The organism is Maribellus sp. CM-23 (assembly GCF_021354595.1).
Taxonomy (GTDB): domain Bacteria; phylum Bacteroidota; class Bacteroidia; order Bacteroidales; family Prolixibacteraceae; genus Draconibacterium.
This window is the reverse complement of sequence record NZ_JADWYJ010000004.1, coordinates 102,668-119,358: the sequence shown is the minus strand read 5'-3', so window position 1 is coordinate 119,358 and position 16,691 is coordinate 102,668. Positions and strand designations below refer to the sequence as shown.

The 16,691-nt window shown below is 43.6% G+C and carries 10 protein-coding genes; all 10 read left to right on the top strand.

Features of this window, described 5'->3' with window-relative positions; genetic code table 11:
- Window positions 1–37: 37 nt before the first annotated feature.
- The gene (locus INQ51_RS14425; protein ID WP_233378674.1) at window positions 38–1,378 is read left to right on the top strand and encodes an alpha amylase family protein; all 1,341 of its coding nucleotides are present in this window, start codon (window positions 38–40) and stop codon (window positions 1,376–1,378) included.
- Between the two features lie 407 nt (window positions 1,379–1,785).
- Window positions 1,786–2,994: an ROK family protein gene (locus tag INQ51_RS14420; protein WP_233378673.1), complete on the top strand. Its 1,209-nt coding sequence runs from the start codon at window positions 1,786–1,788 to the stop codon at window positions 2,992–2,994.
- A 364-nt stretch (window positions 2,995–3,358) separates the two neighbouring features.
- The gene (locus tag INQ51_RS14415; RefSeq protein ID WP_233378672.1) at window positions 3,359–6,484 is read left to right on the top strand and encodes a SusC/RagA family TonB-linked outer membrane protein; all 3,126 of its coding nucleotides are present in this window, start codon (window positions 3,359–3,361) and stop codon (window positions 6,482–6,484) included.
- 21 nt (window positions 6,485–6,505) lie between these two features.
- The gene (locus INQ51_RS14410; protein WP_233378671.1) at window positions 6,506–8,125 is read left to right on the top strand and encodes a RagB/SusD family nutrient uptake outer membrane protein; all 1,620 of its coding nucleotides are present in this window, start codon (window positions 6,506–6,508) and stop codon (window positions 8,123–8,125) included.
- Between the two features lie 80 nt (window positions 8,126–8,205).
- Window positions 8,206–9,870: a DUF5018 domain-containing protein gene (locus tag INQ51_RS14405; RefSeq protein ID WP_233378670.1), complete on the top strand. Its 1,665-nt coding sequence runs from the start codon at window positions 8,206–8,208 to the stop codon at window positions 9,868–9,870.
- 127 nt (window positions 9,871–9,997) lie between these two features.
- The gene (locus INQ51_RS14400; protein WP_233378669.1) at window positions 9,998–10,948 is read left to right on the top strand and encodes a phosphodiester glycosidase family protein; all 951 of its coding nucleotides are present in this window, start codon (window positions 9,998–10,000) and stop codon (window positions 10,946–10,948) included.
- Window positions 10,949–10,961: 13 nt separating this feature from the next.
- The gene (locus INQ51_RS14395) at window positions 10,962–12,329 is read left to right on the top strand and encodes an alpha amylase family protein (protein ID WP_233378668.1); all 1,368 of its coding nucleotides are present in this window, start codon (window positions 10,962–10,964) and stop codon (window positions 12,327–12,329) included.
- 70 nt (window positions 12,330–12,399) lie between these two features.
- The gene (locus INQ51_RS14390) at window positions 12,400–13,755 is read left to right on the top strand and encodes an alpha amylase family protein (protein ID WP_233378667.1); all 1,356 of its coding nucleotides are present in this window, start codon (window positions 12,400–12,402) and stop codon (window positions 13,753–13,755) included.
- Window positions 13,756–13,796: 41 nt separating this feature from the next.
- Window positions 13,797–15,236 carry a calcineurin-like phosphoesterase C-terminal domain-containing protein gene (locus INQ51_RS14385; protein ID WP_233378666.1) on the top strand — a complete coding sequence of 480 codons (1,440 nt, stop codon included), beginning with the start codon at window positions 13,797–13,799 and terminating at the stop codon, window positions 15,234–15,236.
- Between the two features lie 9 nt (window positions 15,237–15,245).
- Window positions 15,246–16,664: a DUF5009 domain-containing protein gene (locus INQ51_RS14380; RefSeq protein ID WP_233378665.1), complete on the top strand. Its 1,419-nt coding sequence runs from the start codon at window positions 15,246–15,248 to the stop codon at window positions 16,662–16,664.
- Window positions 16,665–16,691 lie beyond the last annotated feature (27 nt).

Genomic DNA, 16,691 nt, shown 5'->3' with positions numbered 1-16,691 from the left:
AAAATCAAGACTGCCCTTTTTTAGGAGAAACAACAAAATGGATACGACAGCATTTTTCAAATCACTTATCATACTCAGCTTTTGGCTGGGGAGTTGGAGCTTGTCAGGCGGCAACTCTGTATTGGCAAATGAAAAAAAGCAAGATAAGCCCTTGTTCATGTGGTTGGACTGCCAGGCAAACTTCGAACGCCTGAGTTATCCTGATTCAGTTGATTACTACCTAAAAAAAGTAAAACAAGCCGGTTTTACCGATCTGGTTGTTGATGTAAAATCCATCATGGGAGAAACGCTTTTCAGGAGCGAATATGTCCCGTACATGGGAGAATGGAAAAGCTTTGCTCGCCCTGACAAATACGACATGGTCAAAGTAATTATGAACAAGGCCCGCAAACATAAGTTGGGCGTTTATGCTTCGTTGAATGTATTCAGCGGCGGACATAACTTTTACGATCGGGGGATTATTTACGACGAACATGCCGGCTGGCAATCGACCAATTACTGGACGGATGGCTTGCGACCTATTTCTGAAATGAAATGGAATTATAACGGAATGCTGAATCCTGCCCTACCCGAAGTGCAGGAATACCAGCTCAACATAATCCGTGAGTTTGTAACAATGTATCCATCCATCAAAGGGATAATTCTCGATCGGATGCGGTACGATGGTATTACTTCGGACTTTAGTCTCCAGTCAAAAGCCATGTTTGAAGAATATGCCGGGCTTAAAGTTGAAAAATTCCCCGAGGACATTATTTACTGGGCAAAGGATGAGAACGGAGCCGATGTTTGGAAACGCGGCAAGCACTTTAACCATTGGGTAGAGTGGCGTGCCACCATCATTCATGATTTTTGTGCCGATGCCCGAAAAACCATTAAAAACATTGACTCGAATATAGATTTCGGAATTTATGCCGGAGCGTGGTATCCGGTCTATTACGAGCTCGGCGTAAACTGGGCCAGTAAAAAGTACAACCAATCCGTGAAATATGATTGGGCGACAAAGAATTATCAAAACACGGGATATGCCGAGTTGCTCGACTTATTCATGGGCGGCCTTTATTTCAAAGAAGTTACGATAGAGGAAGTCGAAAAAATGAATGAAGAAATGATGAACAACCGCACCGAAGCGGCAATGGGGAAAGGCCGTGAATACTGGTACTCGGTGGAAGGTTGTGCGGATATGGCCAATGAGCTGATCAAGGGAGCAACTCCTTTTTACGGAAGCATCTACGTCGATCAGTACGAGGGCGACAAAGAACAGTTTGCGCGGGCTCTGAAAATGGCTCTCAACAAATCAGACGGTCTGATGCTTTTTGATATCGTTCATATCATCGATCGAAATTGGTGGAACGTGCTTTCTGAAACCTTAAACCCATAAATACCGCCTGATGATTTAAGCCCCCAAAAATACCGATCAGTTGCTTTAATATAATTTGGAAATAAGACCAAAAAAAATTCACAAAGACAAGTAAAGGCAATGAAGCAGCAATTTGTTTTAACAACTCGCCCTTCACAGAATGAAGGTGTAGAAATGAAAATGCATTACTTATCAACCGGAAATTAAATTCCGAATGAAACCTATCTCCTACTTTGCGGTTCTTCTCTGTTGCCAAAAGCCGACAACTTTGAAAAAAATGCGCAAAAGCACCTTGCCTCTCTGGTATTTCTTCCAAATCCAAGTGCAAAAATCGCTCATTAAATCAAAATATTGATTTTTCCTTTTGACATTACTAAAAATATTTATAAACTTGCCAATGTCAAATAAAAATAAACTGTAATCGACCTGTGGACTTGTTCTCAAGAAATATTGACGATATCAATAACCTAAACCGTCAGCTGGCGCAAAAACGTAAAATTGTTGCCTTGTTGAACCGGTCCGAGAAGGAACTTACGATCCCCGGGATCTGTAAGAAGGTGAAATTAAGTGTTCCTACGGGCACCAAACTCATCAACGAGCTCATCAGCGACAAGATCATTATCGACTCAGGGAAAAAGGAAACCGACAACGGACGACGTCCCGTTTTGTACAAGGTCGATCCCGAATACGCCTACTCAATTGGCCTCGTTATCCAGCTAAAAGGAATATCCATTTCCATATTCAACATGGAGATGAACGAGGTTTACTCAAACTCAGATGAGAACTTCGTACTGGAAAATTCGATTGCGTGTCTTGAAAATGTGGTTGGTATTATCCGGCAGGCGGTAGAAAATTCAAAAATTGAGCCCAAACGGATTCTTGGAATGGGCATCGGGATTACAGGACGTGTTAATGCGCGCACCGGTTATTCCTACAATTATTTCAACTTCCTCGATGGGTCTTTGGTCGATTTCTTTTCGGACAAATTTGACTTCCCGGTTTATGTGGACAACGACACACACGTTTTGGGGCTTGCTGAACAGTATTTCGGAAAAGCACGAAACATCCAGAATGCCTTTGTGCTAAACCTCAGCCGCGGAATGGGGCTTGCCATCATTTCAAACGGAGAAATCATTGGTGGAGAACAGGGGTTTGCCGGAGAATTCGGACACATACAACTGGGCGATTCCAACCGCCTTTGTTTGTGCGGAAAACGTGGTTGCCTCGGAACTGAAGTCGGCGGACATGCCCTGGAACAAAACTTCCAGGAACACATCGAACAAGGAGAAACCTCGTTATTGACCACCAACAAAAACTTATCCGAAATAAAATACCAGGACATACTGAAAGCGGCTTCAGAAGGAGACGCTCTGTCCATTTCGTTAACACATAATATTGGGTTCAAACTGGGGAAAGCGCTCGGCAACATGATCAACCTTCTGAACCCGGGAATCATTATCATTGGCGGAGGCTTTACCCTGGCCCGGGACATCCTCACGGATTCCGTTAAGTCGGGAATGACCCACACCACCTTGTCGCTTCCTCTTCGCAATTGCGAACTGATGTTCTCTTCTACCGAAGATGCGACCATCAAAGGAGCGGGCGCCATTGTATTTAATCAGCTACAATTATTATAACAAATCCATAGAACAGTAACCGACTAAAAACAATGAAATTATGAAAGATTAACTAAACAGTTGACAAAAAAAAGCCTGCCACAAGGCTTCGGAGGCGCTAGGACAGGCTACTAAGTAAATTAGATGCATCAAATTTACTTTTTTTCTCAGTAATATAAAAGATTTGTTTTCAATCATTTGGTTGATTAAAAACAAAAACTCTCTGCAAACATTCTATTTTACAAAACTGAAGGTTGTGATGATCAAACAGAAATACTCGCAACCATCCAGATAGAATGTCACTAACAAAGGAATATCAAAATATTTCAGACAAACTGCTTTAAGAATTAAAGATCATTTTAAGAGTGAATCAATACTAATTGATATGATGAAAAAAAGAATTTATCAGGTTGGTTTTCTGCTCATTCTCTTTATGTGCGTATTCTCGCAATACTCCATTGCCCAAACAATGGTAAAAGGAAGTGTATCAGAAGCAAACGGAGATCCCTTGATTGGGGCTTCAGTTACTATAAAAGGAAAACTAACAGGAACAGTTACCGACATTAACGGTAATTATTCAATTTCGGTTGAAAACAGTGACGCCATTCTTGTTTTTTCTTTCATCGGTTTTACAACCAGGGAAGAAAAAGTAGGGAGCAGGCAAAAAATAGACGTTCAACTCAGTGCTTCAACTGAAGGGTTGGATGAAATAGTTGTCGTCGGATATGGCACACAGCGCAAAACCAGTGTAACTGGCGCTGTTTCAACAATTTCGGAGACAGAATTGGCCAAGGCTCCCGTAGTCGGTGTGACAAACGTATTGGGGGCAAGGGTGGCAGGTATTACCTCATTGCAGCAATCAGGACAACCGGGACAAGATGGTGCATCACTGCTTGTAAGAGGTGAAGGTGCTACTTATATTGTAGATGGTGTAATCAGAAGCATAAATGAGATCGATCCAAACGAAATTGAATCAATCTCAATTCTCAAGGATGCCACCTCAGCTTCAGTCTACGGATTAAATGCGACATCAGTGGTCATCGTCACTACCAAAAGAGGCAAAGACGGAAAGCTAGGCATTTCATACAACGGCAATTACGGCATAAGTCAAAATACCAATCAAATTAAATGGCTTGATGGTCCGGGATATGCCTACTGGTACAACATGGCTCGGGAGATGGATGGAGACGAGCCTGTATTCACTTCAGAACAGGTAGAAAAGATGAAAGCTGGAGTAGACGGTTGGGGTAACACCAACTGGTACGATAAAGTATTTGGAATTGGATCAACAACAAATCACAACATTAGCGCCACAGGCGGATCCGAGAAAGTGAAGTTTTTCTCGTCTCTAGGTACTTTTCAACAAAAGGGAAACGTTGATAACTTCAACTATACCCGTTACAACATGAGGGCCAATATTGACGCGAAGCTTACAGATCAAATCACCATGGTCATGAACGTGGCAGGACGTCTCGACGAACATGACCGCCCCAATTACTCAGCAAACCCCAGCGACTGGCACAATATCCCGCAGCAGGCTGTTCGTGCATTACCATATATTCCCAAGAAGATTACAGCCGAAGATGGAAAAGAGTATTATACTTCCACACGCACCGCCTCTTCTCCTGTAAGTCCGTTGGCGGCAATTTATGAATCCGGTTATGCCCGAACCAGGAACACTACCATCCAAACCAATTTCTCGCTCAATTATGATGCTCCATGGATGAAAGGGTTAAGCCTAAAGTTTATGGGAGCCTATGATAAATTTTTCCAGTTCAACAAATCACTTACCATACCATTTAAGACGATGATGGGTGCGCTGCCGGGAGCTACCACGGAGGAGATCAGCTATGTGCCTTTCGAGAACAATTCGGGAAATACATCTCTGACAGAAAGCGCATACAACTCAACAAATGTGGTTACACAATCGAGCATCACGTATGATCGTCAGTTCGGCGTACACAAGATCAACTTTTTCGGGCTTGCAGAAACCCGTAATGCCTTCTCAAACAGCTTGGGAGCGACCGGTTACGGGCTTAACTTCCTGAGTCTGGATGAACTGAGTATGATCACCAACACTACAGGAAATGGAGAGGAGAAAATACCTTCTATCTCGGGAGGCAGCAACCAATCAAGGGTAATCGGCTTTGTAGGAAGGCTCAATTATGACTATGACAACCGCTATTTACTAGAAGTTTCTCTCCGCCGCGATGGCAGCTACCTTTTCAGCGGAATGGCCGGATCTCAATGGGTCAATCTACCGGCTGTATCTGCCGGATGGAGAGTAAACAACGAAGAATGGTTTCAAGCGGACTGGGTAGATAACCTTAAATTAAGAGGAGGAATCGGAAAGACCGCGACATCTGCCGTGAGTGCCTTCCAATACCTCAACTTAATGAACCTTCAGTCGAATGCACTGATAATGGGTGACCAGCGCCAGAGTATGATTTATTCGGGAACATTGGGAAATCCGAACCTTTCCTGGGCGAAAGCCATTACCTATAACTTGGGTGCAGAGCTTATGGCCTGGAAAGGATTACTTGGTGTGGAACTAGATGTCTTCTATAAATACCAGTATGACTTGCTGGGCAGTGTGGGAGGAGCTTATCCTCCGTCGATGGGCGGATACTATTTCAGTACAGACAACGTCAACAAGATTGACTACAAGGGTTTTGACTTTACCATCACGCACAATAATAAAATTGGAGATTTCAACTATGGCGTAAAATGGATTGGAACCCTGGCCAAACGCAGATGGCTCTACTATGCCGGCGATTCGGAGAACACTCCTGATTACCGCAAATTGACGGGCAAGGAAGTAGGCGCACAGCTCGGGTTCATTGCTGAAGGTTTATTCCAGACACAGGAAGAGATCGATAACTCTGCTACAATTACTGGATCGCCAGTACTGCCTGGGTATATCAAATATAAAGACCGCAATGGTGACGGCAAAATCTCTTATGCACAGGATATGGGATATGTAGGAAAAAGCCCCTACGCAAAATTCCAAACGTCTCTCAACCTCAACGGAAGTTGGAAAGGGTTCGACTTTGATATCCTGTTGCAATCAGGATTGGGGCGTACAGTTGCATTGACTGGGGTTTATCCTTCAGGTGTAATGGATAACACTGTCTTTACCAGAATGTTCTATCATGGGGGTAACACTCCGGAATTTGTACCTGAAAATTCATGGACACCGGACAATCAGAATGCGGAATTCCCTCGTTTGTCTTTGGTAACGGTAAGTACAAACAATGCCTACTCTTCAACCTTCTGGTACAGGAACGGAAACTATCTCCGTGTAAAATCGTTCCAGATCGGGTACACAATCCCCGCCTCTGTCATCAACAAATCAGGCTTCGACAGGATTAGAATCTTTATGGAGGGATCAAACCTGCTTACATTCAGCGGACTTACAAAATACAATATCGACCCTGAGCAGCCAGGGGTTAACAACGGATATTATCCGCAGCAGAAAACCCTTTCATTAGGACTTAGCTTCTCATTATAATCATTTTAAATTGACTGAAAAATGAAAAAAATATTTAGGACACTATTCTATGTTACCACTGCTGTGTTGTTGCTCAGCAGTTGTTCAGACTGGCTGGACCTGACTCCTACGGACAAACTGACCGACAAAGTGATTTGGGAGGATGAGTCGAGTGTTGATCTCTATGTCAATGGCTTTTATACTTACCTGAACCAGTATAGTCAGTTTGGATCGGCTCAGGCTAGCGGTAACCTGACGGAAAGTTTTGCCAATACCTTTAAGTATGGGTCTTATGCGGCCGGTCACAAAGCTGGCCATCCCAATAATTATGTTTTTGACCCTACGCTGATTACTTCTTCAACCGGAGGCTTCTACAGTGTTTGGACCGATGCTTACAATAAGATCCGCAGGATGAATGAGTTTCTCCATTCTATGGAACAGTATGGCCAGTTTCCGGAAGAGGTGACGAAGAAATGGGAAGCACAGGTACTTTTCTTCCGCGCATTTATCTACTTTCAGCTGGCAAGAAGACATGACGGAGTCATTCTTTACTCCTCACTGGCAGAAATGGAAAAAGACAAAGCCCGCAGTTCGAATGAGGACACCTGGGATCTGATTGAAAGTGATCTGGACTTTGCTATAGCTAACCTGCCTGAATCGTGGCCGGGGCAGGATCAGGGAAGATTGACCAAATATGCTGCTCTTGCGTTAAAATCAAGAGCTATGCTTTTTGCTGAGCGTTGGCAGTCGGCTTATAATGCCGCTGACTCTGTTGTGATTTCAAACAAATTTAATCTGGTAGACGACTACGCCCAGTCGTGGAAAGGCAACAACAGTGAAGCCATTCTCGAGTTTAAATACGATAAGATAGGACCATACCACACTTTCGACAAAGATTACGTGCCGTTAAGCGATGGCTATGAATTCGGCGGGCTGGGAACACCTACCCAGGAGATGGTAGAAAGCTATGAGAAGGCCGACGGGACAAAGATGGACTGGACACCTTACCATACCGCCAATGCAACCCGCCCTCCCTACGAAGAGTTGGAACCTCGCTTTAAGGCAACGGTTATTTATCCGGGAAGTGTTTGGAAAGGTAATGTGATGCAGAATTCAGTAAATGGTACCTATGGAACGTTCATGGCCTACCGGGAACAACCATACAGCTATGGGCTCACCACTACCGGCTATTTTCTGCGAAAACTCATGGATGAATCGCTTATCGACATCAAAGGGAAACCTAGCACCCAAACATGGGTAGAAATCAGGTATGCAGAGGTGCTTCTCAATAAAGCTGAAGCTGCATTCAGACTCAACAAGATGAGCGAAGCAAGGGCTGCAATGAACGAAGTACGTGAAAGAGTAGGCCTTCCGGATAAAAATTCTTCCGGCAACGAATGGTTTTCCGACTACAGAAACGAAAGAAACGTGGAACTGGCCTACGAAGGTCATCTATTCTGGGACATGAGACGATGGAAACTGGCTCACATTGAATACAACAACTATCGTTGCCACGGATTTAAGATCACCGGCGACAACTATGAATACATTGATGTGGACTACCAGGACAGAAAGTTCTCTGCTAAGAATTATATTTTACCGATACCTGACGCCGAACTGGCAAACAATTCATTGATTGAACAGTACGACAGCTGGAAATAACCGGTAAACGTATGAAACGAGCATGAGAGCATGATTTATGCGAGTCTTATACGATATCATTGAAATAAAAAATATTACGAATGAAACGAAATATAAATTCAATCCTTGTGATCCTTTGTTCAGCTATGCTGATTTTAGCCGGATGCCAACAGGTAGAGGACCTTACTCCATCGGTATCACGACAAGGAATTAATAGTATAACCGCATCGTTTTACGGCGATGAGAGCTCGGAAAACCGTTTTACGAGCGAAATTGACTACGAGAACAAAATCATCACCATTGTATTTCCTTACAACTATCCCCGCACCTCTGACCACGTGCTTACAATGGAAGCGCTGAGCCAGGTAAGGGTAGAAGCAAATGTCGATGATAATGTGACGATATCTCCTTCACTGCTTTACCTCGATTTGACAAAAGAAAACTTCATTACAGTCATAGATCAGACAAAGACAAAAAATACCTATAAGATCGTGGCTGAGATTCGGAAAAGTGCCGAAACGAAAATTACTGACTTCAGCATTAGTACACTAGGCATTTCCGGAATAATCGATGAAGAGGCCAAAACAATTTCGCTTATCTCGATTGAATCGATCGGAAAAGCAATAGCGGAAGCAAGCATTTCTCACGGCGCCACCATCAGTCCAGACCCAAGAGTAATAGCCCTAAATTACGACCAGGAAGTTACCTTGACTGTAACCGCTCAAAACGGAGTGGACAAAGCAATCTACACCGTCCAAAAAGATGTGCCCAATAAGGTTGAACTGGGTCTACGTAACGGAAGTGCGAAGATTCTTTGGTCAAAGAAGATCCAGTCTGATCTTGGAATCAGCACCTTACATCTGACTACCAGCCTTGCGGTTACGAAAGATTATGTGGTTGTGAACACAAGAAATGAGGCCGGACTTTATCTGGACCGCAAAACAGGTGCAACGGTAGGCACAATGCCAAACATGGGATCAATTGTAGGAGGTCTTACGAATTTCTTTGCAACAGCCGATGATGGAGACAACATCCTGATAAGCAACCTTTCGCCTAATGCCGGCAGCTACAAAGTTTGGAGAATCAGGGGAGTCAACGGTACACCTGAAGTCTATATTGATTGGACGAGTAGCCCTGCTATCGGGCGCAAACTCTCTGTTAAGGGAAGTCTTGAGGGAGACGCGATCATTACTGCAGCACTGATGGGTGATGCAAAAAGTTTTGCCCGCTGGCAGGTAAAAGACGGTGTACTGCTCTCACAAACACCGGAAATTATCGCAATAACCGGAATTGACGGTGCGTGGTGGAACAATGCCGATGTGGTTGCCACCGATCCGTCCGATCCTACAGGCGACTATTTCGTTTCCTATTATGCGCTTCCCCGAAAATTTGCTTGGGTTAACGGAAAGACCAACACGGTTAAAGCATTCGGACCGGAGATCAGTGGTAACTGGATTCAAAATGCAACTGACTATACTGTCTTTAACGGCAATCCATATGCCGTTAATATGTCAATCAACTCCTTCACCTGGGGCAGTGACGATAAAGTTTATCTGCACGATGCAAATGCTGCGACTACCTTCACAGAACCGATATGGACGACGCCCATCGGCACTTATGGAGGCAAGGACAATGGCGGAACCAATGCAAATGGTACGGGTGACGCAATTCTGAAGGTTTCCAGTGACGGATACTACATGTACCTGTACTTCATGTTCACCAATGGCTGTGTTGTCTGTGTACAATACGACTGTATCGATATTTAAAACAGCATTTTAACCAATTGGCAACGCTGCTATCAGCGTTGCCAATTTTTCCTTCATCAAAAAGATGCAGATAAAAACAAGCCGTATAATTCTCCTGCTGATAATGAGTGTCATATGCGTAATTGCAATGACATCATGTGGAAGCCAAACAAAAGAATACGACTGGGAATGGGAGGACCCCGCTAAAACTGACGGTTCTTCCGATTCTTTGATCATAAAAAATGGGTGGACCCTGCAAACGAGTTTTGGCAATCTACCAGAATATATTCGGGTGTACAAATCGGCAAATCTGCATCAAAACAAGATGGCTGTTGCCTATATAGCCGTTGCTGAGCTCGATAAAACAAGTTTTAAAGTTCTGGGTAATGCTACAGGTTACCACACTCCCAATGACTTTTATAATACAGGAAAAGAGACGGTCATCTTAAACGGAGGATATTTCTGGGACGGAGCTTCGGTCAGCTTGTTGTGTAAAGAGGGAGAAACCTTGTGTCCCAACAGTCCCTATGTTTGGCGCCAAAACGGAGAACTTGTTTACTATCCGACCAAGGGTGCGTTTGCTGAAATGAAAAACGGAAAATTTCAAGTTGATTGGGTGTATAACGTAAATGGCAGTACCTATGCATACCCCGCTCCGGCCCATAATAGTTCAGGATCAGCACCTCTCCCCCAACCTTCAGCAACATTCCCAGAAGGAGGAATTCTGTGGAGTGCCCAGAACGGAATTGGCGGAGGCCCTGTATTGATCAAAGACAGTACCGTGGTGAATACCTATGAAGAGGAACTGTTTGACGCCAACAGTGGAGTTGGCCCTACCAGCAATAATCCAAGATCTGCCGTAGCCATAACAGGAACAGGACAATTGATATTTTTTGTTTGTGAAGGACGCCACATGACCGAAGGAGTAAAAGGGCTCACACTTGAAGATGTTGCAAAGGTATTGTTGGAAATTGGATGCACACAGGCATTAAACCTCGATGGTGGAGGTTCAAGTTGCATGATTATAAATGGAAAAGAAACAATTAAGCCAAGCGATGGAAAACAACGTTCAGTTGTAACAGCAGTGGCTCTTAACTAAAGCGATGTAAAGAATGAAACAAATGCAATCTTTTATTTTCTGGTCACTAATGGCATTTATGGTATTTAGCGTGACCTCATGTGGAGGAGATGATTCTGAAACTCCGGAATGGAAATGGGATGATGGTGTTCCAAATGCAGACAAACCCAGATTTATCTGGATTGATGCTGCTGCCAACTTCCCTGACTTTGCCAACAGCAAAGAAAACATCCTTAGGGATCTGACTTTGGCCAAGGATGCCGGATTCACAGGAGTTGTGGTAGACGTAAGACCAACAACCGGCGATGTTCTCTTCCAAACCAATGTAGAGAATCAGGTTTCATGGCTGGGAGCGTGGTTACCCGGAGGCTACACAAAAATTGAACGTACCGCTACCTGGGATTATTTGCAGGCATTTATCGATGCCGGGCATAGTCTTGGCCTTGAGGTATACGCCGGAGTAAATACTTTTTCCGGAGGAAATACAACTTCGATCGGATCGGAAGGAATGTTATTTCGCAATTCCGCCAGAAAAGAATGGGCAACTTCATTGTTAACTGGAAACGGAATTGTAAATACACTTGATCAAAATACTTCGGGAGCTAAATTTTTCAATCCGGTAAACGAGGACGTACAAAATTACCTGTGCGATATGCTGGCCGATCTTGCTTCATACGAAAATCTTGACGGGATTATTCTCGACAGAGGACGCTTTGACGGAATTGACAGTGATTTTTCAAATTACACCAGAACAAAGTTTGAGAACTATCTGGGACATCCTGTCACCAATTTTCCTGATGATGTGATGACTCCCGGAACAGCTGTTGGAAGTTTACCAAATCCCCAACCCATCTATCTGAAAAAATGGCTGGAATTCAGAGCTAAGGTCATTCACGACTTTATGGAGAAAGCCAGAAACAAAGTTAAGGCAGTTAACCCTGAAATCCAGTTTGGAGTTTACGTTGGGGGCTGGTACGGTAGCTATTACGGTGTTGGCGTTAACTGGGCAAGCCCCAGATACAACGTTTCTTCGAGCTATTCGCTATGGGCTACCTCAGAATACAAAAACTACGGTTATGCTGATCAAATGGATATCATAATAATTGGAGCGTATGCTGCTCCAACACGAATTCTTGGCTCAACGGAATGGACCGTACAGGGATTCTGTTCACTGGCAGCTGATAAGATCAAGGGCGATGCCCTTGTAATCGGAGGACCCGATGTAGGAAATGGAGACTGGGCGACTTCAAGTAACGACATCACCGGCCAGGCAATTATCCAATCTGTTGACGCTGCGATGAGTGCCTGCGATGGCTATTTTCTTTTTGACATGATCCATCTGAAACAAAAAAGCCAATGGGATTATGTAAAAGATGGAATTGATGCGGCCATTTCAGAATAAAAAAGAAAGAAACATATACCTGTGATTGAGAGAAATATTAAAAATCAACATTAAAAGAAAAATAAATCCAATGAAGAATTCAATAATATTCGTCCTTTTAACTTCCATTATCCTTTTTTCGTCTTGTTCACCAAAGGCAGAAAAAAAAGAAACCCCTGTTACAATTGGCAAACCATCCTTGATGTGGTTCGATGCAGAAGCCAATTTTGAACGTTTCAGTTATCCTGATTCAATTGATTTCTACCTGGAAAAAATTAAAAGCATCGGTTTTACCGACGCAGTGGTTGATATCAGACCGATTACCGGCGAAGTACTGTACAAAAGCGACTATGCTCCGCAAATGACAGAATGGGACGGTTTTGAACGTCCCGATTTTGATTATTTGGGGTATTTTATCAAAAAAGCACACGAGTTGGGAATCCGGGTACAGGTATCAATGAATACCTTTGTTGGCGGGCACAATTTCTTTGACCGCGGTCAGGTTTACACAGACCATCCGGAATGGGCAAGTATGGTTTATACTCCCACTGAAGGGATTGTTTCCATAATGACACAAAAGAAAAAGTACTCAGCGATGATCAATCCGATCAATCCCGATTTCCAGGAACATATCCTGAATGTTTTTAAGGAAGTGGTTACCAAATACCCTGAACTCGATGGTATTATTCTCGACCGCGTTCGATACGACGGAATTATGGCTGACTTTTCGGATTACACAAGACAAAAATTTGAAGAGCACTTGGGAGAAAAAATCCAAAATTTCCCAACAGATATTTATGAGTGGAAAACCGACGAGAATGGGAAAAGCGATTATGTGCCTGGCAAATATTTCAAAAAATGGTTGGAATGGCGCGCAATGAACATCTACAACTTCATGTCGTTGGCCGCACAAACCGTTAAAGAGGTAAACCCGAATATCTCCTTTGGGACTTATACCGGAGCTTGGTATCCATCCTATTTTGAAGTAGGTGTTAACTGGGCAAGCAACCAATACGATGTTTCAAAAGACTTTAACTGGGCAACACCCGAATATAAAAATTACGGTTATGCCGAGGTATTAGACTTATTCACCGTTGGAAACTATTACACCAACGTAACAATGGATGAGTACCTGGAAAACAACAACCTGGTAAAAAATGAAACCGATAGTAAAGCTGCCCGCGGCACATGGTATTGTGTAGAAGGCTCGTGCGAAAAGATAAAAGGCATTCTGAACGGTCATCCGTTTTACGGCGGTATTCTGGTAGATCAGTTTTACGACAAGCGTCCGCAACTATCTCGCTCTATTGCAATGAACTTTCAGGCTTCTGATGGTTTGATGGTATTTGACATCGTTCATATTATCCAAAAGAATATGTGGAAAGAAGTTGAAGATGGATTTAAAATGGCTGCTGATCCTGATTACTTCAAAAAAGACAAAGAATAGTAAAAATCGATTTAAACAAGAGGAAGAGAAATAAAACAGACATGAAGAGGAGTATTTTCTTGTTATTGCTGATTGGCCTGGCGTTGTATTCGTCGGCAATCGAAAAACCGGGAACAAACCGTGTGGTAAAAGGTAGTGTTAGTTGCAACGGAAAAGCAGTTGCCGGCGTGGCAGTTACCGATGGTTATTCAGTATGCCTCACCAATAACAAAGGGAAATACTCGCTGAATGTCGATCCGGAAAGCCGTTTTGTTTACCTCTCATCTCCTGCCGGATATACGGTTGAAACAGAAAATTCAGTGCCGCGTTTTTTTCAGGCGGTTCCATCGGGCAACGAAAAAAACAGCACGCTTGACTTTCAGCTAAAAAAGACAGCGGATGATACCCAACATGGCTTTGTTGTTTGGGCCGATCCGCAGATAAAATCGGCAGCGGAGGCAGAGCAAGCAAAGGAAGTGGCCAACGATGTAAAGGAGTTATTGAAAAAGTACGATAGTTTTTCATTTCACGGGATGGGTTGCGGCGACATTGTTGGCGACAACCCGTCTCTTTTCGACAGCATAAAAAACATGCTCACTCCGCTTGAAATCCCTTTTTACCAATCCATCGGCAACCACGACCTGCACTACAATTCAAGATCGAACGAAGCTTCAGCCGATGTTTACGAATCACATTTCGGACCTACTTATTACTCCTTTAACCGCGGCAATGTTCACTACGTGGTTCTGAACGACATTTTCTACATAGGTAGGAGTTATTTCTACATCGGGTATTTGCCCGAAACGCAATTATCGTGGTTGGAAAAGGACTTGTCGTATGTGGAAGATGGAAAAACGGTGGTGGTTGTTTTACACATTCCCACCGCTTTAGACGAACAGGATATAAAGCAATTTTCGTATTCCAACATTTCCAAATCGGTGTCAAACAAAAACGCTTTGTACAAAATTCTGGAACCGTTTCAGGCACACATTATTTCGGGGCATATGCATTATTCCAATAATGTTGTAATATCTTCGAAACTTTTTGAACACAACATCTCATCGGTTTGCGGTGCCTGGTGGCAGGGACCCTATGCCCTTGATGGTACACCCAAAGGCTATGCAGTTTTTGAAGCCGACGGCCTAAACCTGAGTTGGTATTATAAAAGTGCCGGCTTCAGCAAAGATTATCAGTTCAACGCCTATGCGGTGGGCGAAAATCAGGAACAGCCCGGTTTTATTACAGCTAACATCTGGAACTGGGACCCGGAATGGAAGGTTTACTGGTATGAAAACGGTACCCGAATGGGAGAAATGGAAGCCTACACCGGAACCGACCCGGCAGCGGTAAAAGCTTACGCCGATAAGGATAAACTGGCTTACAAGTGGGTTAGTGCACTTCCCACCAAACATTTGTTCCGCGCAAAGCCACATTCGTCTTCCGCAAAAATTACAGTTGAAGTGATTGACCGCTTTGGCAACACATTTAAAAAGGATTTGTAAAAAAATAACATGAACAGAGCCGTTTCTTTGGACGTTTTACGCGGCCTCTCAATCTTTGGGATGATTCTTTCAGGAACAATTCCGTTTGGGAGTGTTCTTCCTGCCTGGATGTACCACGCGCAATGCCCGCCACCTAGCCACGCATTCAATCCGGAAGTTGCCGGAATTACGTGGGTTGATCTGGTTTTACCCGTATTTATATTTTGCATGGGAGCTGCGATTCCGCTGGCACTGGGAAAAAAACTGGAAAAAGGACAAACCATCAGAGAAATTACCCGACAGGTTCTTACACGCTTTTCGGTACTGGTACTCTTTGCGATTTACATTGCACACATTATGCCTCGTGCTATTGGCAAAGGCTTTTGGAATCTGAATCTGCTGGGAACAGAGGTAAACGGTTACGATCTGCAGATATTTACCCTTTTGGGCTTCTTGCTAATGTTTCCGATGTTTGCCGTAATTCGCGACTCCAAAAAGAAAATTATTTACCGGATTGCCGGGTGGGGAGGGGCAGTAATTTTGCTATTGTGTTTCCGTTTTTTCTACGGCCAGGAATTTTCTCTACACCGCAGCAATATTATTATTTTACTGCTTGCGGATGTGTATTTGCTGGGAGCTGTCAGCTGGCTGACTACTCGTGGCAATACAACCGCCCGCCTGGCTATTTTTATTTTTTGGGCAGCGGTGCAATTACTCAGTAAGTACACGGGGCTTGGAAGTATCGTAGATAATTATCAACCCATCTCTTGGTTTTTCAGATTAAGCATGAGCTATTATTTGCTCCTGCTGATTCCTGCAACCATGGTTGGCGACATGATAGCCAAACGCCTCAAATCTTCTGAAGAATTCAGAGAAAGGGTAAGCACTGGAAATTCGAAACATGTGTTTTTTGCCGGGGTAATGCTAGTATCGGTATGGTTAACCATCTCACTTTTTGCTAGGTGGACCACCGCCGTTTTTATCGCAACTCCCGCAGCCTTGATTTTCCTTTATGTGCTCGCAGCGAAATACCTTCCGGGATACCGGCAGATGTTTACCTTGGCGGCCTATCTGATTATTATCGGCTTGATGGTTGAACCGGTAGAAGGCGGTATAAAAAAAGATCACGTAACTGTTTCGTATTTACTGATAACCGCAGGCATTTCGATTAACCTACTAATGTTTCTCGACTATGTGATCGCGTATTTCAGAAACAGCCGGTGGATAAAATTATTTGAAGGAGCCGGAAGCAATCCGCTGATGGCCTATGTAATGTCGACATGGTTTATGTTTCCCCTGCTTCACATCAGTTTTTTAATTGGCTTTTACAACGTACTGTATCCCTCTGGTTATCCATGGATCGGTGTATTAAGGGCAGTTTGCCTCGTTATGCTGATTATGGTAATTGTTAACCGGATGGTAAGAAAGAAAATAGTTTGGAGGGTATGATTTCTTAGCAAATCACAGCTCTACATA